General features: G+C 45.5%; 22 protein-coding genes. 9 read left to right on the top strand and 13 right to left on the bottom strand.

Features of this window, described 5'->3' with window-relative positions; all coding sequences use genetic code 11:
- The first annotated feature begins 44 nt into the window (after window positions 1–44).
- The 5 genes from PP178_RS09230 (at window position 45) to PP178_RS09210 (ending at window position 4,984) form a co-directional block, all read left to right on the top strand.
- Window positions 45–1,073 (top strand): glycosyltransferase, encoded by a 1,029-nt coding sequence (locus tag PP178_RS09230; protein ID WP_272594051.1) that lies wholly within the window; start codon window positions 45–47, stop codon window positions 1,071–1,073.
- Entirely contained in the window at window positions 1,070–2,020 is a 951-nt protein-coding gene (locus PP178_RS09225; RefSeq protein ID WP_272594050.1) for a CdaR family protein, read from the top strand. The genes PP178_RS09230 and PP178_RS09225 overlap by 4 nt, the downstream gene beginning before the upstream one ends.
- Window positions 2,017–2,601, top strand: a complete 585-nt coding sequence (gene coaE, locus PP178_RS09220) for a dephospho-CoA kinase (protein ID WP_272594049.1) — start codon at window positions 2,017–2,019, stop codon at window positions 2,599–2,601. Before PP178_RS09225 ends, coaE begins: the two co-directional genes overlap by 4 nt.
- An 82-nt stretch (window positions 2,602–2,683) precedes the next feature.
- Entirely contained in the window at window positions 2,684–4,264 is a 1,581-nt protein-coding gene (locus tag PP178_RS09215; protein ID WP_272594048.1) for a sensor histidine kinase, read from the top strand.
- Between the two features lie 6 nt (window positions 4,265–4,270).
- Window positions 4,271–4,984, top strand: a complete 714-nt coding sequence (locus PP178_RS09210) for a response regulator transcription factor (protein WP_272594047.1) — start codon at window positions 4,271–4,273, stop codon at window positions 4,982–4,984.
- An 18-nt stretch (window positions 4,985–5,002) separates the two neighbouring features.
- Here PP178_RS09210 and miaA read toward each other — a convergent pair whose 3' ends face one another.
- From miaA to PP178_RS09170, 7 genes are read right to left on the bottom strand one after another with little or no spacing between them, the layout of a single operon-like run.
- A complete protein-coding gene (miaA, locus tag PP178_RS14735) occupies window positions 5,003–6,433 on the bottom strand; it encodes a tRNA (adenosine(37)-N6)-dimethylallyltransferase MiaA (protein ID WP_336298529.1) in 1,431 nt (476 codons plus the stop codon).
- Window positions 6,433–7,278 carry an ion transporter gene (locus PP178_RS09195; protein ID WP_272594046.1) on the bottom strand — a complete coding sequence of 282 codons (846 nt, stop codon included), beginning with the start codon at window positions 7,276–7,278 and terminating at the stop codon, window positions 6,433–6,435. The genes miaA and PP178_RS09195 overlap by 1 nt, the downstream gene beginning before the upstream one ends.
- 3 nt (window positions 7,279–7,281) lie before the next feature.
- On the bottom strand, window positions 7,282–8,379 hold the full coding sequence (locus PP178_RS09190) for an exonuclease domain-containing protein (protein WP_272594045.1): 1,098 nt from the start codon (window positions 8,377–8,379) through the stop codon (window positions 7,282–7,284).
- Between the two features lie 5 nt (window positions 8,380–8,384).
- A complete protein-coding gene (locus PP178_RS09185; RefSeq protein ID WP_272594044.1) occupies window positions 8,385–9,038 on the bottom strand; it encodes a YggS family pyridoxal phosphate-dependent enzyme in 654 nt (217 codons plus the stop codon).
- Between the two features lie 33 nt (window positions 9,039–9,071).
- Entirely contained in the window at window positions 9,072–10,307 is a 1,236-nt protein-coding gene (locus PP178_RS09180) for a DUF1015 domain-containing protein (RefSeq protein ID WP_272594043.1), read from the bottom strand.
- Window positions 10,294–11,202 (bottom strand): 3-hydroxyacyl-CoA dehydrogenase family protein, encoded by a 909-nt coding sequence (locus PP178_RS09175; RefSeq protein WP_272594042.1) that lies wholly within the window; start codon window positions 11,200–11,202, stop codon window positions 10,294–10,296. Before PP178_RS09175 ends, PP178_RS09180 begins: the two co-directional genes overlap by 14 nt.
- A gap of 45 nt (window positions 11,203–11,247) precedes the next feature.
- Window positions 11,248–12,207: a Gfo/Idh/MocA family protein gene (locus tag PP178_RS09170; RefSeq protein ID WP_272594041.1), complete on the bottom strand. Its 960-nt coding sequence runs from the start codon at window positions 12,205–12,207 to the stop codon at window positions 11,248–11,250.
- A gap of 189 nt (window positions 12,208–12,396) precedes the next feature.
- Here PP178_RS09170 and PP178_RS09165 point away from each other — a divergent pair, with 189 nt between their 5' ends.
- A complete protein-coding gene (locus PP178_RS09165; RefSeq protein ID WP_272594040.1) occupies window positions 12,397–13,038 on the top strand; it encodes a protein-L-isoaspartate(D-aspartate) O-methyltransferase in 642 nt (213 codons plus the stop codon).
- On the opposite strand, the gene smpB is transcribed toward PP178_RS09165, so the two are convergent.
- Window positions 13,039–13,500 carry an SsrA-binding protein SmpB gene (gene smpB / locus PP178_RS09160; protein WP_272594039.1) on the bottom strand — a complete coding sequence of 154 codons (462 nt, stop codon included), beginning with the start codon at window positions 13,498–13,500 and terminating at the stop codon, window positions 13,039–13,041.
- A gap of 108 nt (window positions 13,501–13,608) precedes the next feature.
- Between smpB and PP178_RS09155 the strand changes: the two genes are divergently transcribed.
- Complete coding sequence (locus PP178_RS09155) at window positions 13,609–14,364, top strand: DUF6503 family protein (protein WP_272594038.1); 756 nt, start codon at window positions 13,609–13,611, stop codon at window positions 14,362–14,364.
- Here PP178_RS09155 and PP178_RS09150 read toward each other — a convergent pair.
- Window positions 14,342–14,890, bottom strand: a complete 549-nt coding sequence (locus PP178_RS09150; RefSeq protein WP_272594037.1) for a SixA phosphatase family protein — start codon at window positions 14,888–14,890, stop codon at window positions 14,342–14,344. The two genes, PP178_RS09155 and PP178_RS09150, sit on opposite strands and share 23 nt — an antisense overlap.
- An 83-nt stretch (window positions 14,891–14,973) precedes the next feature.
- Here PP178_RS09150 and PP178_RS09145 point away from each other — a divergent pair, with 83 nt between their 5' ends.
- On the top strand, window positions 14,974–16,611 hold the full coding sequence (locus PP178_RS09145; RefSeq protein WP_272594036.1) for a PorP/SprF family type IX secretion system membrane protein: 1,638 nt from the start codon (window positions 14,974–14,976) through the stop codon (window positions 16,609–16,611).
- Between the two features lie 21 nt (window positions 16,612–16,632).
- Here PP178_RS09145 and PP178_RS09140 read toward each other — a convergent pair whose 3' ends face one another.
- Window positions 16,633–17,229 (bottom strand): TetR/AcrR family transcriptional regulator, encoded by a 597-nt coding sequence (locus tag PP178_RS09140; RefSeq protein ID WP_272594035.1) that lies wholly within the window; start codon window positions 17,227–17,229, stop codon window positions 16,633–16,635.
- A 119-nt stretch (window positions 17,230–17,348) separates the two neighbouring features.
- A complete protein-coding gene (gene clpB, locus PP178_RS09135) occupies window positions 17,349–19,949 on the bottom strand; it encodes an ATP-dependent chaperone ClpB (protein ID WP_272594034.1) in 2,601 nt (866 codons plus the stop codon).
- Window positions 19,950–20,122: 173 nt separating this feature from the next.
- On the opposite strand from clpB, the gene ytxJ reads away from it, so the two are divergent.
- Window positions 20,123–20,512, top strand: a complete 390-nt coding sequence (ytxJ, locus tag PP178_RS09130; RefSeq protein WP_336298528.1) for a bacillithiol system redox-active protein YtxJ — start codon at window positions 20,123–20,125, stop codon at window positions 20,510–20,512.
- A 30-nt stretch (window positions 20,513–20,542) separates the two neighbouring features.
- On the opposite strand, the gene PP178_RS09125 is transcribed toward ytxJ, so the two are convergent.
- Window positions 20,543–21,730, bottom strand: a complete 1,188-nt coding sequence (locus PP178_RS09125) for a hypothetical protein (RefSeq protein WP_272594032.1) — start codon at window positions 21,728–21,730, stop codon at window positions 20,543–20,545.
- Window positions 21,731–21,838: 108 nt separating this feature from the next.
- Window positions 21,839–23,140: a fumarylacetoacetase gene (gene fahA, locus PP178_RS09120; protein ID WP_272594031.1), complete on the bottom strand. Its 1,302-nt coding sequence runs from the start codon at window positions 23,138–23,140 to the stop codon at window positions 21,839–21,841.
- Window positions 23,141–23,205: the final 65 nt, after the last annotated feature.

Below are 23,205 nucleotides of genomic sequence, written 5' to 3'. Positions count from 1 at the left end.
GCCATCCATACTGTGGGTGGCTTTTCTGTTTAAATACCTTCTGTATGGAGCTGAAGTATTCCTTTATTATCCCGGTGTACAACCGGCCCGAAGAGTTGAGTGAACTACTCCAGAGCCTGCAGGCCCTTAGGTTCGGCAATTCCTTTGAAGTTGTCGTTGTAGAAGACGGGTCTACTGAGACCTCGGAGGAGGTTGTCAAAGATTTTAAAGAGCAGCTGCAGATCCAATATTACTATAAAGAGAACACAGGTCCGGGTGATTCCCGGAATTTTGGGATGAAGGTAGCTACCGGGAATTACTTCATCATACTTGATTCTGACTGCTTATTACCCCCGGAATACCTGCAGGTGGTCAACACAAGCCTGGAGCAAGAATTCCTGCATTGTTATGGTGGGCCAGACACCGCTCATCATTCGTTCAGCCCGGTGCAGAAGGCCATTAATTATGCCATGACTTCTTTCCTGACTACCGGGGGGATCCGTGGGAAAGGTGCTGCAAGGCACAAATTTGAACCGCGTAGTTTTAATATGGGGCTTTCCAAAAAAGCATTTCAGGCTACCGGGGGATTTGGAAATATACATCCTGGCGAAGATCCGGACCTGAGTATCCGTTTAAAACAAATGGGGTTTAAAACCGGATTATTACAAGATGCTTATGTATTTCATAAACGAAGAGTCGATTTTAAGAAATTTTACCAGCAGGTAAAGAAATTCGGGATGGTGCGTCCAATCCTGAGTTCCTGGCACCCTCATACATCCCGGATAACGTATTGGTTTCCCAGCCTGTTCCTGTTGGGTTTTTTAGCTGCGTTACCCTGGGCTTTATTAATTCCGGGTGCTATTCGATGGGTGCCATTAGTGCTTTACGGACTGTACATGGTACTTATTGTATTAGATGGATACTTCGTAAGCAAAAGCATCAGGGTGGCAGTTCTCGGACTTATCGCGGTATTTATTCAGTTCATAGGATACGGATATGGTTTTCTGAAGTCGACAATCTTGGTTAATTTTAGCAAGAAGCAGCCAGAGGCAATTTTTCCCCATTTATTTTTTCAAAGAACCACAGAATCATGAACCAGACAGAAAGTCGTTTCCCGAGGAGAAAGGTCAACACCTTTTTGTTGTTCCTGTTGGCGTCTTTTATGGCATGGCTGATCAGCAAACTGTCGGATACCCATACTGACCAGGCCTTGTTTGAATTAAAATACATCAATGTCCCGGACAGCCTCATCCTCACCGGTGCTTCAAAACAAGAGGTAGGGGTTAGGTTAGAAGCCAGTGGTTTCCAATTCCTGGGATTTAATTTCAGTAAGCAAAAGGTTTCTGTAGATCTGACAGAGCTCACCCATGACGGCAGTCGCTATCTTATACCCGCCGATGTCTACCGGGAACAGATAGAAAAGCAATTGCCAATGTCTATGGAGATTCGGGGGATGGATCGTGAAAACATCTACCTGGATTTTGCCCAGATCCACGAAAAGCCTTTACCGGTAATTTCTACTGTGAATATCACCCTGGGTAAGAATCATTTAATGGATAGCACCCTGACGATAAGCCCGGATACGGTGATGATCAGGGGGCCGCTCAATGAAATTGATACCATCAGACGTATATACACCAAGAAAAGAAATCTAAGCGGAATCACTGAAGATTTCTCTGAAGAGGTAGCCCTGGACATGCCGGATGGGTTAAAGAACACTCGTTTTGGCACGGAGAAGGTGACTGTAAGCGCGAAAGTCTTCCGATTCTCTGAACGGATTATCGAAGTTCCGGTAGAAGTACAGAACCTACCTGAAGGTACTGAAATCAAAACCTTTCCGGCCAGCCTTCCAATCTTAATCAAGGCAGACGTGGAAAGATTAAAATCGGTCTCCGCTATTGATTTCCGACTCATAGCCGACTTCAGTGCGCCGCGGGAAAACGAAAACTTCCTTACTGTTGTATTGCGAAAAAAACCCTCTGATCTTCACTCCGTGGAGCTGGAAGACAGGGAGGTTGAATTTTTATTAAAAAGACAATGAGACTCATAGGGCTCACAGGCGGAATAGGAAGTGGGAAGTCGACCGTTGCGTCAATGTTCCGGCATATCGGTATCCCCGTGTATAATTCTGATCGCCGTGCTAAGGAGCTGATGGCGGAATCGGCTACATTAAGGGCCGCTATAGAAAAATTATTAGGACCTGCGGCCTATGAGGGCCAAGAACTGAACAGGGCTTATATCTCTCAGAAAGTATTCAATGACCGGGATTTGCTGCAAAAACTCAATAGTCTTGTTCATCCCGCTGTGCGCGACGATGCCAGGAAATGGGCCAGGGTGCAGGAAGATGCCCCATACGCCATACAGGAGGCTGCCATCCTGATCGAGAATGGCAGTTTTAAGGATTTTGACGCCATTATCCTGGTTACCGCCCCAGAAAACATGAGGGTGGAACGATTATTGGAGCGGGATGGGAGTAAGGAAGAAGAGATCCTGGAACGGATGAAGAACCAATGGACAGATGCAGAAAAAATTCCCTTTGCTGATTTTGTCATTGAAAACACCGAGTTAGAAACCACCCGTCTGAAAGTGATGGAAATTCACAGGAAACTCCTTGAAAAATAGGGGAGACCAAATTTTAACATTTTTGTTAAGGTTAGGTTAAACAGGCAATTCCCTAAATGTTAAATTTTTAATTTTACTCTAGATGAATAAGCGATTATTTGTTCTTCTTGTCATACTGATGAGTCTTTCCCTGGTTGGAATAATTTCTGTCCAGCTGTATTGGATCAAGAGTTCTGTAGAGGATAAGGAAGAACAATTTACCAACACGATCTCCGAGGTACTGATTAAGGTAACCGATAAGATCGAAAACAGGGAAATGAAGGACTATTCCGATCGTTTCCTGAATCTTAAGGACAGCATCGGGGAGCTAAAAGGATCGCAGCTCAGCAATATATTTTTCATCGATAGAGACCTGAATTCCAACGAGATACTTTTCTATTCGCATGGTATCCTGGAGGAAGATTACAATATAGCTTCCACGTTCTTTGACAGTGGTACAGGATCGGACACGACCACCATAAAAAATTATACCAGCAAACGCACCAAGGCTGTGTTCCGGGAGGAGTACGGCCTGGATGGCAAAAGTTATAAGTTGAATCCTATCCAGAAGCTCGAGAAGATAGGAGGGATGTCTTCTATAGACAAAGCCATTTTTGACGATGTGTACCGAGAATATGCAGAACGGGTAGCTATCCATAAACGAGTTAGCCGCCAGGAAATTGAATTGTTGCTGGAGAATGAACTCCGCAACAGGGGAATCAATATAGATTACGAATACGGGGTCTACAGCAGGGGTTTGCCGACCAAGGTTCGCTCCAGGGGTTTCCAGTTCAGCAAGGATAATATATACAGGGCACCTTTATTCAAGAACAGCGAGGGGCAAAGTAATTTCAGCCTCATGCTCACCTTCCCTAAACAGAAAAAATTCCTGTTGCAAACAGTGATCGGGATGGCCATCCTGTCGCTTTTGTTCACTTTGATCATAGTAGTGGCGTATGCCGGGGCAATTTACCAGCTGATACGCCAGAAGCAGATCTCTGAAATTAAATCGGATTTCATCAATAATATGACCCACGAATTCAAAACGCCTATTGCTACGATCAACCTAGCCGTAGAAGCGATCAAGAATCCAAAGATCATAGCAGACCATGAAAAGGTTAACAGGTATTTGCAGATGATCCGGGATGAAAATAAACGAATGCACGCACAGGTAGAAAATGTACTCCGAATATCCAAGCTGGAAAAGAACCAATTGGATATCAGCAAGGACCGGGTAGATGCGCACCAGATCATCGAGGATGCTATTGCCCACGTGGACCTGATCGTCGCTGATCGCGGCGGATATGTCCATACACATCTGGATGCCGATAGGTCGGAGGTCCTGGCAAACGACATGCACTTTGAGAATGTTATTGTCAACATACTGGACAACGCGGTGAAATACTCACCAGAGGCGCCTAAAATTGACGTTTATACTGAAGTGGCAAACAACTATATCATCATAAAGGTCCAGGATCAAGGGGCCGGGATGAGCAAAGCAGTATTGAAAAAAGTTTTCGAGAAGTTCTACAGGGAACATACCGGGGACATACACAATGTAAAAGGACATGGGCTGGGATTAGCCTATGTGAAAAAAATAATTGACGATCATCAAGGAGAAGTATATGCAGAAAGTGAGAAAGGTAAAGGAAGCACTTTCTACATTAAACTGCCTTTAATTTAAAATTCTATGGAAACAGCAGAAAAAAAGATATTACTAGTTGAGGACGATCCCAATTTTGGAATCGTACTCAAAGATTACCTTTCTATGAACGAGTTTGACGTCACCCTGGCGAAGAACGGGATGGAAGGGTTTGAAAAATTCAAAAAAGATAATTTTGATGTCTGTATCCTGGATGTCATGATGCCCTATAAAGATGGATTTACACTGGCTAAGGAAATACGGGAAAAGAATGAGAATGTCCCTATTATATTCCTTACCGCTAAGACCATGAAGGAAGATGTATTAAAAGGCTATAAAGCAGGTGCAGATGATTACCTCAATAAGCCTTTTGATTCTGAAGTGCTACTCATGAAGCTTAAAGCCATACTTCAAAGAAAGGCATCTAATACATTGGTAGACAGCAATCAATTTGAATTTGAAATCGGCAATTTTCATTTGAATTCTAAATTGAGATTCCTGAAATATAAAGAGGAAGAGGCCATTAAACTTTCTCCTAAGGAAAATGAATTATTAAGGCTGCTGGCCTTACATAAGAACGATTTGATGCCGAGAGAATTGGCACTGACCAAGATCTGGAGAGACGATAATTACTTTACATCAAGGAGTATGGATGTATACATCGCTAAGCTCAGGAAATACCTGAAACGCGATGATACCGTGGAGATCCTGAATATTCACGGGGAAGGCTTCCGCCTGGTTGAGAAGTCTGCCGATAATTAAACCTCTTTCACAAGCTATTTAAAACTTGGTGTCTGCGCTGATACCAAGTTTTTTTTTGATATTCTCCACGATTTCCTGCGGTGGCGGAGTAATGCTGACCGTAATGGCGTTCTCAGGAACTTCCAGGGTCTCAAATTGCGAGCGTAATAATTCAGGCGGCATAAAATGTCCCTTCCGCAACTTAAGCCGCTCGTAGATCTCCTCAAAACTTCCCTGCAGGAATATAAAATGAACGGAGCCTTCCAGCCCCCGGGACAAAATTTCCCGGTATTCTGCCTTCAGGGACGAACAGACGATTACAGCGCCTTCCGGCTGCTGTTTTCTCGCAATCTTGTTCAGCGCCTGCAACCATCCTAGGCGGTCCTTATCGTTAAGCGGGTGCCCTGCAGCCATTTTTTCAACATTAGCTTTGGGGTGGAAATCATCCCCGTCAAAAAAAGGAAAAGCTATGGCGTCGGCCAGCAATTTACCTATGGTAGATTTTCCGCTCCCTGAAACGCCCATAACATAATAGATATTTCCCTTTTTATGCTTCATGTTGGTTCTTTTAAGCCTATCTATGATCGCAATGACCTTCTCCGGTTCTTCGTTGTACGGAATCCAGGTAATCTCCTTATTTTTCCTGAACCAGGTGAGTTGTCTTTTGGCAAACCGGCGGGTATTCTTTTTAATCTCGTCTATCGCTGTCTGCAAGTCCCATTCTCCTTCAAAATATTTAAAAAGCTCCCGGTATCCTACAGTTTGTAGGGCATTAAGATGTTTATGAGAATGTAATTTCCGTGCTTCTTCAAGAAGACCATTATTGATCATTTGGTCTACCCGGGCTTCAATTCGCTCGTATATCAATTTCCTTGGTGCCTCTAATCCGATAAAAATGGTGTGGAAATCCCGCTTCACTTTTTTGCGCTTCCTGAAGGCCGAGTAAGGGCGACCACTAGCATAACAGACTTCCAGGGCCCTGATCACCCTTTGGGGGTTTTCCAGGTCTACTTCCTGGTAATAGTCGGGATCCAGTTCTTTTAATTCATCCTGCAAGACGCCAAGCCCGTGCTGCTCATGTTTTTGGTTGAGTTCCTCCCGGATATGGGCCGGTACTTCGGGAAATTGATCCAGTCCCTGGGTTACCGCATTCACGTACAAACCGCTACCGCCCACCAATAGAACTTCATCATGACGCGTAAAAAGATGCTCCAGTAGCTGCAGTGTTTCCTTTTCAAAATCACCTACGGTATAAGGATCGTGAATGCTCCTGTGTTGCACCAGGTGGTGCTTGGCCGCTTCTAACTCTTCCTTGCTTGGTACGGCCGTACCAATGCACATCTCGCTAAAAAATTGCCTGCTGTCTGCAGAAATGATCTCCGTCCCGTAATGGCGGGCCAGGGTGACCCCCCAACTCGTTTTACCCAAGGCCGTTGGGCCAACCACGACGATAAGCCACTTACCAGCCATCAATCATCTCTTAATTGAGTTCCGCATTTGCGGCAATAACGGGCATCGAGCATCAGGATATGGGCTTTGCAATTAGGGCAATGCTCTTCTTGCTCTTCTTCATTTTTTTGAGCTTTCTTCTGGCTATGGGCACTGTATTCTGCAGTAACAATGCCGGTTGGGACGGCAATTATGCCGTACCCGATGATCATAATCATCGTGGCGATGACCTGCCCGAGTCCTGTTTGTGGTGAAATGTCTCCATACCCTACCGTGGTGAGGGTGACGATGGTCCAGTATACGCTATGGGGAATGCTATTGAACCCGTGCTGTGGGCCTTCTACCATATACATTATGGTTCCCAGGAGTATTGAGATGATCAGGATAAAGAAAATAAATACGAAGATCTTAGTCCTGCTGGCTTTCAGTGCCCTGAGTAGGTTGTTGGATTCCCCGACAAAACGGACCAATTTCAGGATCCGGAATACCCTTAGTAAGCGAAGCGCCCGGAAGGCAGTAATATATTGGGATCCTACTACGAAAAACGAAAGGTACTTGGGTATGGTAGACAACAGGTCTATAATACCGAAAAAGCTGAAGATATACCTGCTGGGCCTTTTAATGCAGATAATGCGTAAAATATATTCAATACTGAAAAGTATGGTAACTATCCATTCTGATATATTGAGGAAATCATGGTATTGACCATCAATGGAAGGAATGCTCTCTAGCATTACTATAATCACACTGTACAAGATCACGATCAGCAGGATGATGTCGAACATCTTACCGGCACGGGTATGCGTACCGTAGATTACCTCATGCAGTTTGGCTTTCCAATGTTTTTGGGGTGCTCTGGCTTCCAATAGTTAAGAATTCAGTTCTATGATTTTCATTACCTTCTTTTTGTCTAGATATTCCCGGATCATGCGGCTGCTTTCATCGTCAGATTTCATGGGGGTAATGATAGATTCCAGGATATCCATATTATTGATCTGGTGGTTCAGGTCATAAAATCCCAATCCCTGTAATTGCCCCTCTTTGATCAGAATAGCACTGTATTCTCCTACCTCCCTGCCTTTGTCAACGATTAGGAAATTCTTCCCATCAAGTAATTCTTTTTCAACCTGTCCTTTTTTTCTCCTGCCCCGTTTATGGTTGAATTTTGGGTTGTTACGCCTTAACTCTTCTGCTTCTTTCAGCATGGCCACAAGCTCACTTCCGGTACGTTCAAAAGTCACTTTCTTGGTTTCTTTCTGAAGTTCCCTTGCGCGGCTGGCGTTGTTCGTAAAATGCTGATTCACCCTTTTTTTAATGTTACGGCTCTTTCCAAGGTATATGATGTCTCCATCCTTATTGTGCATATAGTACACCCCTGTCTCCGAAGGCATTTGCTCAACGATATCTAGTTGCCTTGGAGATAATTCACCCTGGGTCTCATCCCTGATGATCTCCCTTATGATGGTTTTATCAGAATCCTTGTGGAGTAGTAATTTAAATAATTTAAGCGTGGCCAGTGCGTCACCATTGGCCCTGTGCCTGTCACTGACAGCGATGCCCAGGGACCGTACTAGTTTGCCAAGGCTATGTGATTCGGCTTCGGGGATCAGTTTTTTGGACAGGTCAACGGTACATAGGGTTTTGCGTTCAAAATTATAACCAAGCCTGCGGAATTCTGTTCGAAGGATACGGTAATCAAATTGAGCGTTGTGAGCTACGATCACGGTATTCTCGGTGATCTCAACAATGCGTTTGGCCACCTCGTAAAATTTAGGAGCTGTTCGCAGCATCTTACTGTTGATCCCGGTCAGGTTGACCACGAAAGGTTGTATTTCCCTTTCCGGGTTTACCAGGCTGATGAACTGATCTACGACCTTATGACCATCAAATTTATGGATGGCGATCTCCGTGATCCCTTCTTCGTTAAACTTACCTCCTGTGGTCTCTATGTCGAGTATGGCGTACATATATTCTAATTCCTCGCACCAAAGATACTACTTCCTATGCGTACCATTGTGCTACCTTCCTCTATACCGATGTGGTAATCCCCGCTCATTCCCATGGAAAGTTCCCTAAAATGAGGCAATCGCTCTTTAAGGCGATCGTAAAGTTTTTTCAGACCTCGAAATTCCCTCCTTACCTGTTCGTTGTCTTCCGTAAAGGTGGCCATGCCCATCAGGCCAATTAAACGCACATTCTTCAGCTCGTCCAATTTCCCTGAATCGAGAAGGTCGATGATCTCGGCTTCGTCAAAACCGAATTTCGACTCTTCTTCAGCAATATGTACTTGCAGCAGGCAATCGATGACGCGGTCCGACTTTTCAGCGCGTTTATTGATCTCTACCAGTAACCTATGGCTGTCCACACCATGGATGAGCGAGACAAAATCTGACATGTATTTGACCTTATTCCGCTGTACATGACCAATCATGTGCCATCGGATATCCTTAGGTAGTTCTTCCCATTTGGCGGTCATTTCCTGAACCTTGTTCTCCCCAAAATCACGCTGCCCGGCTTCGTAAGCTTCCATGATCAGCGAAGTAGATTTGGTCTTGGAAACGGCTACAAGGGTGACGTGTCCAGGAAGGTCTTCTCTGATAGATTCCAGGTTTTCCTTAATATTCATAGGGGTATCTCTTATCTCTGAAATGTATTTATATTATAATTCATATACCGTAAAACCACTTCTTAACTTAGGTTCAATATACGTACTTTTCGGAGGCATTACCAGCCCGGCATCTGCAACCGCCTTAAGTTCCTCCATGGTAATAGGTAACATTCCGAACCCCAGGGAGAAGTTCCCTTTATCCACCTCCTGTTTCATGAGTGCACTATTCTCTTTGCCATAACCATACTGAATTCTTTTATCGTTCCTCAGGTCACGGATCCCAAGTATGGGGTCAAGAACCAGGGTTTTGAGAATATGCGAATCCAGCCGGCTTAATGCATCTGTAAAGTCGTAGGTCGATTCCCTAAGGGTGAGCAGGTAAAACTGGCCCTGCAGATACATACTGAACTGGTGTTTTTGCCCGGGTTTTATTATAGTAGCCCCTTTTTCTTCTACATTAAAATACCTGCCCAATAATTGGAGAATGGCTTCCGGCGTATGGCCATTTAGTCCTTTAATCATCCTGTTGAACTCGTAAATACGGATCTCTGACTCGGGCACCAAATAGCTCATGAAATAATTATAAGCTTCATCCCCTCTATGGCGGGGATTCTGTTCTTTTAGTTCTTTCGCAAGCCTGTAGGAAGATGCACTCCGATGATGACCATCGGCTATATAAAGAGCGTTTATGCCTTTTGCGGCCTCCTGTAACTGTTTAATTTTTACAGGGTCATTTACCGGCCATAGGAGGTGCTGAACCCCATCCGGGCTTTTAAAATCGCAATGAGGCTTTGATTCGGCAGTTTTCCGAAGAATGTGGTCTATTTTTTCATTATCCGGATAGGTCATCAGCACCGGCTCTGCATTAAAGCGCACTACCTCCAGGTATCGGGCAAATAAGGTTTCCCTTCGCAGCAGCGTATCCTCGTGTTTCCGGATAATGTTAGATTCATAATCCTCTGTGCTGGTGGCGCAGAAAAACCCGAGGCAACTAAAGTCATCCTTGATCATCCGGTATACATAGAAAGAAGCTTCCTCGTCCCGGATCAGGATTTCCCGGTCCAGGAATTCACGGTACTGCTCCCTGACCAGGTCAAAGCGGTGCTGCCCGGTCACCTTTTCGGGTATTTTAAAACCCGGCTGGATAATATGCAGGAAAGACATGGGGTTGCCCGTCAGGGTAGCCTCCAGTTCGTGCCTGGTATAGCGCTCATAGGAACGGGAGGTTACCTGGGACTCCTTATCCTTGGCCGGGCGAACCGCCCGGAAAGGTCTAATTTTGGCCATCTGCCTTGGGACTGAACTGTGCAGCTACTTTTTCTGCCTTCCGGGATGCTGAATAATCATAAAATCCTTCCCCGGATTTAATCCCTTTTTTGCCGGCCATAACCATGTTCACCAGCAGGGGAGAGGGGGCGTATTTTGGATTTTTAAATCCATCGTACATGACGTTGAGGATAGACAAGCAAACATCGAGCCCGATAAAATCGGCAAGTTGCAAGGGCCCCATAGGGTGAGCCATGCCTAGTTTCATTACCGTATCTATTTCGCTCACACCCGCCACGCCGTGATGCAGGGTTTCTATAGCTTCATTGATCATCGGCATTAGGATACGATTGGCGACAAACCCGGGATAATCGTGAACCTCTGTCGGCACTTTACCTAGTTTCTCAGACATTTGCATGATGGTGCTGGTCACTTGGTCAGAGGTACTGTACCCCCTGATGATCTCCACCAGCTTCATGATGGGAACCGGATTCATAAAATGCATACCGATCACGTGTTCCGGACGGTTGGTGACCGCAGCGATCTGTGTGATGGAAATAGAGGAGGTATTCGTGGCCAGGATGGTTCCCGGGGCACAGGTCTTATCCAGTTCCCTGAAAATATTAAGTTTAAGCTCTACGTTCTCAGTAGCGGCTTCTACTACCAGTTCCGCACCTTCTACACCCTTGGCCAGGTCTGTGTATGTTGAAATATTTTCCAGGGTGTCCTCTTTAGCACTTTTATCAATGCTGCCTTTGCTCACCATGCGCTCCAGGTTCTTTGAAATGGTGGCTACACCTTTGTCCAGGGCATCCTGTGAAATGTCGATAAGATGTACGCTATGTCCGTGTTGTGCAAAAACGTGGGCTATACCATTACCCATGGTTCCTGCACCAATCACTGCAACTGTATTCATAAATATAGGTTTCTTAGGTTTATGTAATTATCTAATTTTTAATGCTCAGAACGAGTCGATCACCTGCAGGGCAACCCTGAGTGCCCTGGTCCCTTGATCCAGGGATACAACAGGTTCGGTGTCGTTAACAATGGCATCCGCAAAGGTTTCCAGCTCATCGAGAATCGCATTGTTGGGGCGAATTTCGGGGTTTTCAAAATAGATCTGTTTCTTAACACCTTCGGCATTCTGCAGAATCATATCAAAATCGCCGGCTTTTTCAGGGGCATCTTTCATTTTTACAACCTCGACCTTCTTTTCCAGGAAGTCGACAGAAATATAGGCATCCCGTTGAAAAAACCTGGATTTCCTCATATTTTTCAGGGAGATCCGGCTGGCGGTCAGGTTAGCCACGCAACCATTTTCAAATTCGATACGCGCATTGGCGATATCGGGAGAATTACTGATGACGGATACCCCGCTGGCACTGATATTTGCCACCTCAGAATTGACTACGCTAAGAATGGCGTCTATATCGTGGATCATAAGATCCAGTACCACGGGGACATCGGTTCCCCTGGGATTAAACTCGGCCAAACGGTGTGTTTCGATGAACATCGGGTTTACAATGCTATCTTTTACTGCGCTGAAAGCAGGATTAAAGCGTTCTACATGCCCCACCTGTCCTTTTATATTCTTTTCCCTGGCTAGCTCAAGCAGATTTTCAGCCTCCTGCAGGGTATTAGTGATGGGTTTTTCGATGAAGACATGCTTCCCGTGGTTCATCGCCATTGTCGCGCAGTCATAATGAGAGAGGGTGGGGGTGACAATGTCTACAACGTCTACCGCCTTAACCAGGGCCTCAAGATCATCAAAATAAGTGTAGCCAAATTCATCTGCCACTTTTTTTCCGGTTTTGCTATCCGGATCGTAAAAGCCCACCAAATTGTATTTCTCAGATTCCTTGAGAAGCCGCAAATGGATTTTACCCAGGTGGCCGGCTCCCAGCACTCCAACATTCAGCATTTTGTCTATTTTCCCCCAAAAATAAACATAGTTTGGGAGTTAAGAAGCCTGCCGGGTCAAAACTTTGTCACTCGTTGAGAATGGTGCCCGGGCTACTTCCCTGGTAGTCTGCCGAGAAAGGAATACGGGATATTTTACCCGCCCAACTTCTTGTAAACTTCCTTAACTTTGTGTTCCAAAACCAAACTGATGAAAGATACGCTGAAACACCGTGGCATGCGTAACCAACTAGCCGAAGTGGTTGCTGCCAAAGGGATAGAGGATCCCCGCGTGCTTCAGGCCATTAAGGCCATCCCCAGACACCTTTTTATGGACAGCAGCTTTGAAGGCCATGCTTACCAGGATAAAGCCTTCCCTATTGCAGCAGACCAGACAATATCACAACCTTATACCGTTGCCTTCCAGACAGAATTACTGGAGATAGAACAGGGGGATAAAGTATTGGAGATCGGTACGGGGAGCGGATACCAGACAGCGGTCTTATTGCATCTGAAAGCCAAGGTGTTTACTATAGAACGTCAATTGGAGTTATTTAAAAAGACCAACCTCTTCTTTAAGAAGATGGGCTATCGTCCTAAAAAATATGTATTCGGTGATGGTTATAAAGGATTGCCAGAAGATGCACCCTTTGACGCTGTGATCGTCACGGCCGGTGCGCCCGAAGTTCCCAAAGCCCTTTTGTCCCAGCTGAAGATAGGGGGAAGGCTTGTGATTCCCGTTGGTACGGAAAACCAGGTGATGATGCGAATAACGAGGAAATCCGAGAAAGAATTTGAACGGGAGTCCTTTGGCACCTTCAGATTTGTTCCGTTGCTCGAGGATAAAAACTGATCAGTTATTAAAGCTTTTCTTAATCCTGGCAAGGTTGCGCTTGTTGTCCCGGTCCTTGATCGCATCGCGCTTATCATATAGCTTTTTACCTTTGGCAAGAGCTATTTTTACTTTTGCAAGCCCGCGGTCGTTGATGAACAGGTTTAGGGGAACAATAGTGAGACCTGAAGCCTTTACTTCCTTTTCCAGTTTTTTCAGTTCCTGGCTGTTCAGTAATAATTTCCGCTCTGCCTTGGGCTTGTGGTTAAAGTGGTAGGCATGGGTATATTCATCTACCTGCATATTGATGATGAAGAGCTCGCCCCTGTCATTAAATTCACAAAAGCTTTCTGCAATTGAGGCTTTCCCGAGCCGGATAGATTTGATCTCGGTCCCTGATAATACAATTCCGGCGACATAAGTGTCCAGGAGTTCATACTCAAAGCGAGCCTTTTTATTCTTTATGTTGATGTTTTTCTGCATACTTGACAAAAATAATAAGATTTACTACATAGCAACGGTAATAATTTGCGCTAAAAAGAACGCATATGCCAAATGGATTGGTATTTTGCATTGAAATAATTCCAATCCATGAAAAGAATACAGCTTATTATTTGCCTGTTCCTGCTATTCGCTTGCCGGGAAGAAAGAGAAAAACCGATTACGGCCGAGGAGATCATTGATCAGTCTATTGAGAACGCCGGCGGAGATCTGTACGATAACAGCTTTATTTCTTTTCATTTCAGGGATAAGGATTATGTGTTGGAAAAACAGGATGGGCGTGAAGTAATGAAGAGGATTTTGGTCACAGATACTGCCGTAATCGTCGATGCCATCCGCCGTGGTGACGTGATTCGCGAAATCAATGACAGCGTGGTGGCCTTAACCGATTCTGTAAAAAACATTTATTCAGAAGCGATCAATTCTGTGCATTACTTTGCATACCTGCCGCATGGGTTAAATGATAAGGCGGTGAATAAAGAGCTTATCGGGGACATTAAAATCGGGGACAAGGAGTATTATAAGATTAAGGTGACCTTTGACCAAGAGGGTGGTGGAAAGGATTATGAAGACACCTTTGTATATTGGATCAACAAGGAGACCTTTGAACCGGATTATCTCGCTTATCAATACCAGGTTAATGGTGGTGGAATGCGCTTCAGAGAAGCCTATAACCCCAGGAGAGTAGGGGGAATACGTTTTGTAGACTACAATAATTACAGACCCGATTCTACAACCAGCCCCGAATTACGGAAACTGGACAGCCTGTACCTGAATGATCAATTGGAATTGATATCCAAAATAGAGATCAGCGAAATCATCGTCAATCCGGACAATTACAATTAAATTCCAGTACTTGTGAAGTAGTTTTATTTCCCACGGACTGGACGATAAAAAGGCTGCCATTGTCATAATCATCCATATCGGGGTATTTCTCTTCACCGATCAGCTGGTTCACCATTTTAGGAGTGGTATTGCTGTGGCCCACGATCAGGACGTTCATCCCTTGAGTCTGCTGCTTAAATTCTTCCACATTGAGGGTAGACGGGTCGTAGTACTGTACGGTAATGTCTTGTTTTACAGCGGCCGGGGCGGCTGTCATGGAAGTTCTTTCAAAATCTGTACTGTAAATGGCATCTAGCGGAACCTGATCCAGGATCTCTGCCCAATGCATGGCCCTGCCCAGTCCCTTCTGTGTCAATTCCGGATCGGAATTTTCCGGGTTAGAACGATCTTTTTCTGCATGTCGGATCAGGTAATAGGTAGATACCGTAGGCTCCTTTTCCACGGTTGAAATTGTTTTTTCGTCTTTACAACTGCTGCTTAATACGATGAATAAAAGAGAGAAGCTGAGTAGTTTTAAGGATTTCATATTAGATTTGTATAAATTTACCTACATACTATTTAACAGATTACTGGTAAAAATAGTATAAATAACCTTGAGATTCCCCGGATATGTTGAGACCTTGGCTTTGGATTTCCGTGTTTTTTGCCCCCTTGGCTGTTATGGCTCAGGCCACAGGTCTGCCTGCAGATCTGAGACAGCACAATCTTACGCAGTATAACGAGAGCCTGCTGAACCCTACGGCATCCCTGGATAAGGACAGTGAACAGTCCCTGGCACTTTGGACGCGCTGGCAATGGCAAACCATCGATGGAGATCCCACCACCTTATTTTTTAATTATTCCGCAAAACTTAATTCCGCCTCCGCTGCCGGAATTGGATTTTTTCAGCACAATACCGGTTCATTTATACAAACCGGGGCCGTGCTAAACTATGCTGCAACATTCAATATAGGTGCTGCTTCTGACCTTGCATTCGGAGTTAACCTCTTCGGTTTTCAGCAGGAGGTAGGAGATACCAGGTTTCAGCAGAACCCGGACATGCCCCTTCCACAGTTTGATATTCCAAACCAAACACTTATCCGATTAGCTCCCAGTCTCCGATATACTGTAAATGATTTTAGCCTGGGTCTTGTAGCTGAAAACCTCATCGATATTAACCTCAGTAAAGATGGGCAGGACCAGGGGGCAAATAATGTCTATACCGGGTTGGCCAGTTACGACATTCCTTTAGCTATCGGAGTGCCGGGTACGTCATACCTCAGGCCAGTGGTTTATATCCGTTCGCTTCCGGATGCGGATAACCAAGTAGGGTTTACCACCTTGTTATCAACCTCTAAATTCTGGGGACAACTGGGTTATAATAATTTCTATGGTCTGTCTGCAGGTGCCGGTGGACGTTTCCTGAAGAATTTTTCTATAGGGGCACTGGTCGAATTTGGCGGGGATCAGCAACTGCAAGGAAACTCAACTACGTTCGAGTTTGTGACGGCTTATTCCTTCGGACCCAATGATCTGAGAAGGAAAGTGGTTGGATTTGAAGAAGAAGAAGGGGAGCAGATACTGTTAACCCTGGAGTCTGCTCCCGGGCAGCAGGAAGAAAAACCACAGACCCAGTTGGCCAGCGAAGAAAATACCGATGAAGATGATGCGGAACTCAGCCGCCTTGAAAAAGAGCGACAAGCCTTTATCGAAATGGCGCGTATTGCCGAAGAGACGGCACAAGCAGATGTAGAATCACGGAAGAAACGCAGGCAACGAGAGCGCGATTCTATAGATGCTGCTGAGACAGCCCGTAGAGTAGTGCAGCAACAAAAGGTAAGACAGGAACAAATAAAGGATTCCCTGGCCCGGGTACGCGAACAAGCCGCCCTGGCAGTGGCCCGAGAGCGCGATCAAGGCAGGCCTGCTGCTGATCAGACAGCAGGACAACAATCTGCCGAAGTAGTAGAAGAAGTTACCCGCAGACCAGGTGAACGTTACGAGGAAGTTGAAAGAGCAGGTGGACTGCTTCCCGGATTCTACCTGATTGCCAATGTCTTTGGCACAAAAAAATACCACGATATATTTGTTAATAAACTTAGCCAGATGGGGCTTGATCCCAAATCGTTCTACCGCTCAGAAAACGAGTATAACTACGTATACCTGGGGCGATACCGGACTATAGCCGAGGCCCGATCAGAAAGAGATAGTAAAATGGGTGGTAAATATCCTGATAAACTCTGGATCTTCAGGGTTGTAGGTGAGTAAGGGCAACAAATGAAAAACTGATTATTTCCCGATCTCCTTCCTGATCAGGACTTCCAGGTAAGCGATGGTGTTTAGCAGGTATTTTCGATCCCTGCTTATCGTAGCCGAGGAAACAGCACCAAGGATCATAGTGTAGAGCTGCCTGGCAAACTGCAAGGGAGGAACAGGCAGCTTTATTTCATTATTCTTTACGCCATTCTCTAACACCAGGGCAATTTTGCCTTCAATGGTGGCCAGGGTTTCTCTCGCCGCTGCCGCTAACAAGCGGTTGTTATGCTCGGCATCAACCCCTGTATTCAGGATAGGGCAGCCTCCCATTTCCCGGGTAAATTCATCGTAATGCCTGAAGAAAGCGGTAAGGGAAAACAATTTATCCATAGCGGTTCCCGGAACCTGCAATTTTTCCTCCACAGCCCCTAACAAGCGTGAACTATTATATTGAAAGGCCGCTAAAGCCAGGGCTTCCTTGTTTTCAAAGTTACCGTAGATAGCACCTTTGGTAAGCCCGGTCGCTTCGGTAAGATCGCTCATACTTGTTCCCACATATCCGTGTTTATTAAAGATAGGTGCAACGGTCTCGATGATGAAATGGGTGGTCCTTTCGGCCTTAGTGGTCATGCCCGGCTATTTATTACGAATATAAAAAATCTATATACTGCATGGTATATAATCGGAAAAAAAATACCCCTGTTTTATGAACAACAGGGGTATGTGTTTAATTGAAATTAATCTGCTTTTCAAGAGATCATTTCAGTCTGGTTGCGGAAAACCAGTCCTTCATCAAATGAATCGATCAGTATGATACTGTCTGCGGTTATTTTACCGCTGAGCAGTTCCTTGGAAAGCGCATTGAGCACTTCTTTCTGTATCACCCTTTTTACTGGTCTGGCCCCGTATTGCGGATCAAACCCGGATTTTGCCAAGTATTCAATGGCGTCCTCGGTGGCATCCATGGTGATATGCTGTTTTTCGAGCATTTTTTTCAACTGGTTCAACTGCAGCCTCACGATCTTAGAGATATCTTTCATGTTTAACGGGGTAAACATGATGATGTCATCTATCCTGTTGATAAACTCGGGCCTGATGGTTTTTCTCAACAGCCCCAGGACATCGATTCTCGCTGCTTCGGTGGCACTGAAGAAATCGGGGTTGTCCTCAAACTTTTCCTGTATGATATGGCTACCGAGGTTACTGGTCATGATGATGATGGTATTCTTAAAATCGGCAACACGGCCTTTGTTATCCGTCAGCCGGCCTTCGTCCAGCACTTGTAACAGGATATTAAAAGTATCCGGGTGTGCCTTTTCGATCTCGTCCAACAATACTACCGAGTAGGGACGACGTCTCACTGCTTCGGTCAGTTGTCCTCCTTCATCATATCCCACGTATCCGGGAGGTGCTCCTACCAGCCTGCTGACCGAATGCCTCTCCTGGTATTCGCTCATATCGATACGCGTGATCGCATTCTCATCATTAAACAGGTAGGCTGCGAGAGTTTTAGCCAGTTCGGTCTTACCCACACCGGTTGGTCCCAGGAACAGGAAGGACCCTATAGGGCGCTTACTGTCCTGCAGGCCGGCCCTGCTGCGCCTGATGGCATCAGAGACCGCTGTTATGGCTTCTTCCTGTCCTACTACGCGCTTATGAAGCACATCTTCCAGGTTCAGCAACTTTTCACGCTCGCTTTGCAGCATTTTAGTGACCGGGATCCCGGTCCACTTAGCGACAACTTCAGCAATATCCTCGGTGGTGACCTCTTCTTTGATCAATGTGCCGACTTCCTGCTGCTTATCCAGTTCTTGCTGTAGCTCCTCCAGTTTTTCGGTGGCGTCTTTGATCTTACCATAACGCAGTTCTGCGACCTTACCGTAATCGCCATTTCGCTCGGCTCGTTCAGCTTCCAGCTTGTAATTTTCAATTTCCTGCTTGGTCTTCTGTATGTTATCTACAACTGCCTTCTCGCTCTCCCACTTCGCGAATACCTCGTTGCGCTCCTCCTTCAGGTTGGCGAGATCTATATTCAGCGCCTTTAACTTGGCCTGGTCATCCTCTCTCTTGATGGCTTCGATCTCTATCTCCAACTGGCTGATCTTCCGGTCCATCACATCCAGTTCTTCGGGCTTGGAGTTGATCTCCATCCGAAGTTTAGAGGCAGCTTCGTCCATCAGGTCGATCGCCTTGTCCGGTAGAAATCGATTAGTAATATAACGCTGGGAAAGTTCAACGGCTGCTATTACGGCGGCATCCTTAATGCGCACCTTGTGGTGGGCTTCATATTTCTCCTTGAGTCCTCTCAAAATAGAGATGGCGCTTTCGGTGTCCGGTTCATCTACCGTAACTTTCTGGAAACGGCGCTCCAGGGCCTTATCCTTTTCAAAATATTTCTGGTATTCATCCAGGGTAGTGGCCCCAATAGCGCGGAGTTCACCCCGGGCCAGGGCAGGTTTAAGAATGTTAGCGGCGTCCATGGCGCCTTGTCCGCCACCGGCACCTACAAGGGTATGGATCTCGTCAATAAAGAGAACGATATTTCCGTCAGAAGTAGTTACTTCCTTGATTACTGCTTTTAAGCGTTCTTCGAATTCTCCTTTGTATTTTGCTCCAGCGATCAGGGCACCCATATCAAGGGAGTAGATCACCTTATTTTTCAGGTTTTCCGGAACGTCGCCCTGTATGATCCGGTGCGCCAGTCCTTCAACGATTGCCGTTTTCCCGGTTCCCGGTTCCCCGACTAACATGGGGTTGTTCTTTGTACGACGTGAGAGGATCTGCAGAATCCTGCGAATCTCTTCGTCCCTACCGATAACCGGGTCAAGCTTCCCGGTGTCGGCAAGCTGGTTTAGGTTCCTGGCATACTTATTCAGGGAATTATAGGTGTCTTCCGCGCTCTGGGAAGTAACCTTGTCTCCTTTTCGCAACTCCTGAATAGCCGCATTCAGGTCTTTTTCCGTTACACCCTGGTCTTTCAGTACCTGGGCGATCTTGCTTTTAGACTTAAAGATGGCCAACAGCAGGTGTTCAATAGAAACGTATTCATCACCCATTTTACGCGCTACCGCGCTTGCCTCGTTCAGTGTTTTTCCAGCTTCTTTAGAAAGCATGAGGTCTCCTCCTGAAACTTTGGGCATATGCTCCAATTCCCGGTCCAATACCTGCTTTACCAGTTGGAAGTTTACATTCAGTTTCTTTAATATAAAAGGCATGACGTTTTCGTCCACTTCAGCGATAGCTTTAAACAGATGCTCATTCTCTACCTGCTGGTGCCCCATGCCCTGGGCCAGGACCTGTGCCTGCTGCACAGCTTCCTGAGATTTGATTGTGAAATTATTTATATTCATCCCGTTATTTTATGTTCGTGTTATTGTCTATTTTTGAATTCCTAGTCAACAACCCTACCAACAATAGTGAACAGACAAAATGTCTGTTAAAATCAATAAATTCAAGACATTACGGCAGTCTTACTGCTAGTGTTTTTATCAATTAAGTTAAGAATTAAGTAGAATTTATGGGAATGTTCAATCAGTTATTTGGCAATAAGAATAGTAAGTCTGATCAATCAGGAAACGAGCTCCCCTGGATTCCCCTGAATTCCCGGGATACATTGGATGAAATCGTTGGGAAATCAGCATCCAGGACGCAAGTGATCTTTAAACATTCTACACGCTGTGGTATTAGCAGGATGGCTTTAAGGATGTTCGAATCCGAGAAGTTAGGCTCCGGTTTAGCCGCCGATTTTTATTTCCTGGACCTACTGGCAAACAGGAATGTTTCTGATGCGGTTGCCCAAAAGTTTGGAGTAGCACACCAGTCCCCGCAGCTCATTGTAATTCGGAATGGAGAAGTGGCGACTCATACCTCGCATGGGGATATAGCGAACTTGCCCCTTGAAAAATATGTATAAAAAAACCCCGGCTATCACCGGGGTTTGCTTTTAATTGAATTGTTGCCTGCTTATGATGTCTTTGAGGCGGAGTTTAAGATCTTCCCCTGCGTCATAGACCATTTGTTCATTGGTCGGGAAAGGTACTGCCCTGACATTAATCAGCGATATCAGGTCATTTTCCAAGGCTCTCTTATCCCCGTCATAGTCCGCGTAAATATGTTCAAAAACGAATTCCGTAGTTAAGGGATAGCTATTAACAGCTTGCCTGCTGTTGAGGTCAATATAGGACACCTGTCCTGTGACCTGGGCAGCTTTGTGCTGGGTGAACTGGTAGAACCTGCACCTTACGGTCTTCATGCGATCTATCTTAATTTCGTTACCCAGGCTGTCCTTGACCAGCGATCCATTTTCATCTTCCAGGTAGGTATAGCCATCTTTGATCTGCTTTTCCTTAATGAATTCTTTCTCCCGAATCTGTTCCGGGGAGACAAGGATATCCCGGAATGCTACTTGCATCTCGTAATTGTAATCGATGTCTTCCAGCGGATTGGTATGGTATTGGGTCCAGAAATCATTGATTCCGTAGGTGTTAAAATTCAATAGTTCTTCTTCTAAACGTTCCGGTATGATTTGCTGGCTTTCATTGGCGATCTGTACCTTGACGTAATTGATGCCGAGGGCGTGAGCCTCGTCCATTTTCTGCCTGCAATCCCTGTAGCCGGGGTTGATCTCTTCCAGGTAAGCGAAGTCATCGTATGCAGCCCTGAAATCCATTTTATGATTGGCCTCTTCCATCAACTGTGATGCGTTAGCATACAAGTATTCCGAAAGTTTAACCTTGGAAGCAAGAATGCGGTCGTCATAGTTCCTGAAACGGAACTCTGCATCCCTGCCTTCTTCCTGGATGTAGAGGGGTATTAAAGGCCTGATCCGCTCCTGGACCTGGTTCAGTCCCATTAGCCTTTTGTAGATCGTTTCGTAATTTGCGGGGTTACCGTCTTTCTGCAACAATTCTATTTGTCGCAATTCTCGGTCTGCATTTTTACGAAAGGCCTCTTCCAGCAACAGGATATATCCCTGGTGACCTTTTTTGGTCTTATTCTCTGCAAGGTTCTGTATCGCACGATTCATGGCGTTGTGGTAATTACCACTATTCAGAGCCTCCTGGGTCTTTTTGACCCCTCCGCAGGCTACTAAAGCCATGATGGCGATTCCGAAAAGTACTGATTTCTTCATGTCGTTCTGAGTATTGGTTTGGTTTAGCGATTTTCAAAGGCCGTGCCAAAGCGACCTATACCCATAACGAAATCCGATATCAGTTCGTATAAATCGGATAAAAAGTACTTATTTGTTTTTCTTAGGAGCTTTTAAGTCCAGTGCAGGAAGCAATTTGGAGGCAACTTCTCCAAAGCCGATCCTCAGACCGTTCTTGTGACAGTAACCGCGCATGGTAATGGTGTCGTTATCCGCTACAGACTTACGCTCCTCACCACCATTCAGGGTAACCGGTTTGGTCCCCTGCCATGCCAGTTCTAGCATAGACCCGAAAGAATCCGGTGTAGTACCTGATATAGTTCCGCTACCCATCATGTCACCACTGTTCACCTTACAACCATTTACGGTATGATGTGCCAACTGCTGGGCCATGGACCAATACATATATTTAAAATTAGACTTACAGACCGTAGTGCTTTGCCCGCCTTCCGGGGTAACATCTACTTCCAGGTGGATGTCAAAACTATTATTGCCTTTATGACGCAAGTAAGGCAGGGGTTCCGGATCTTGTTTCGGACTCTGAACCCTGAAAGGTTCCAGGGCATCCAGGGTCACGATCCATGGAGAGATAGAGGATGCAAAGTTTTTACCCAGGAAAGGGCCTAATGGCACGTATTCCCATTTCTGTATGTCACGGGCACTCCAGTCGTTAAATAAAACCAGTCCAAAGATATAGTCCTCTGCTTCGGCCACATCTATAGGTTCTCCCAGGGCATTGGCATCCGTAGTGATAAATGCCATTTCCAATTCAAAATCAACTAGTTTGGACGGGCCAAATACCGGTTGATCCTCACCTTTGGGGATCGTTTGACCGTAAGGTCTCCTTATTGGCGTTCCGCTGGGGACAATAGTAGAACTCCTGCCATGGTAACCTACCGGGATATGAAGCCAATTGGGTAAAAGAGCATTGTCCGGGTCACGGAACATTTTACCAATATTGGTAGCGTGCTCTTTACTGGAATAGAAATCCGTGTAATCCCCGATCTGCACCGGTAACTGCATTTCTATCTCATCCATCGTAAAAAGTACGATCTGCTTGTGATCATCATTATGCTGTAGTTCCTCGTTGCGCGCATCAAAGAGTTCGGCTATGCGGTTCCTGACCAATCTCCAGGTTTTCTTACCGTCAGAGATAAAATCATTCAGGGTGTCTTGCAGGAAAATATCGTCCGTTAAAGGAATGTCCTTAAAATAGCCCAATTGATGCAATGAACCAAGGTCGATGGCGTGATCACCAATCCTGGTCCCGATGGTAATCACGTCGTCCCGGGTAAGGAACACCCCGAAAGGGATATTCTGAATGGGGAAGTCCGAATTTTCGGGTACTGGAATCCAGGATTTTCTATTTGGGTCATTAGCTTTAATAGGCATAGTATAATTGTTAATTTTTATTTAATAATTTCCTGATCAAATATATTATTTTCTTCCAATAAGAG

It is taken from the genome of Zeaxanthinibacter sp. PT1, assembly GCF_028464225.1.
Lineage (GTDB): Bacteria > Bacteroidota > Bacteroidia > Flavobacteriales > Flavobacteriaceae > Zeaxanthinibacter.
Note: the sequence above shows the minus strand (reverse complement) of the source record. Positions and strands in the feature narration are given on the sequence as shown.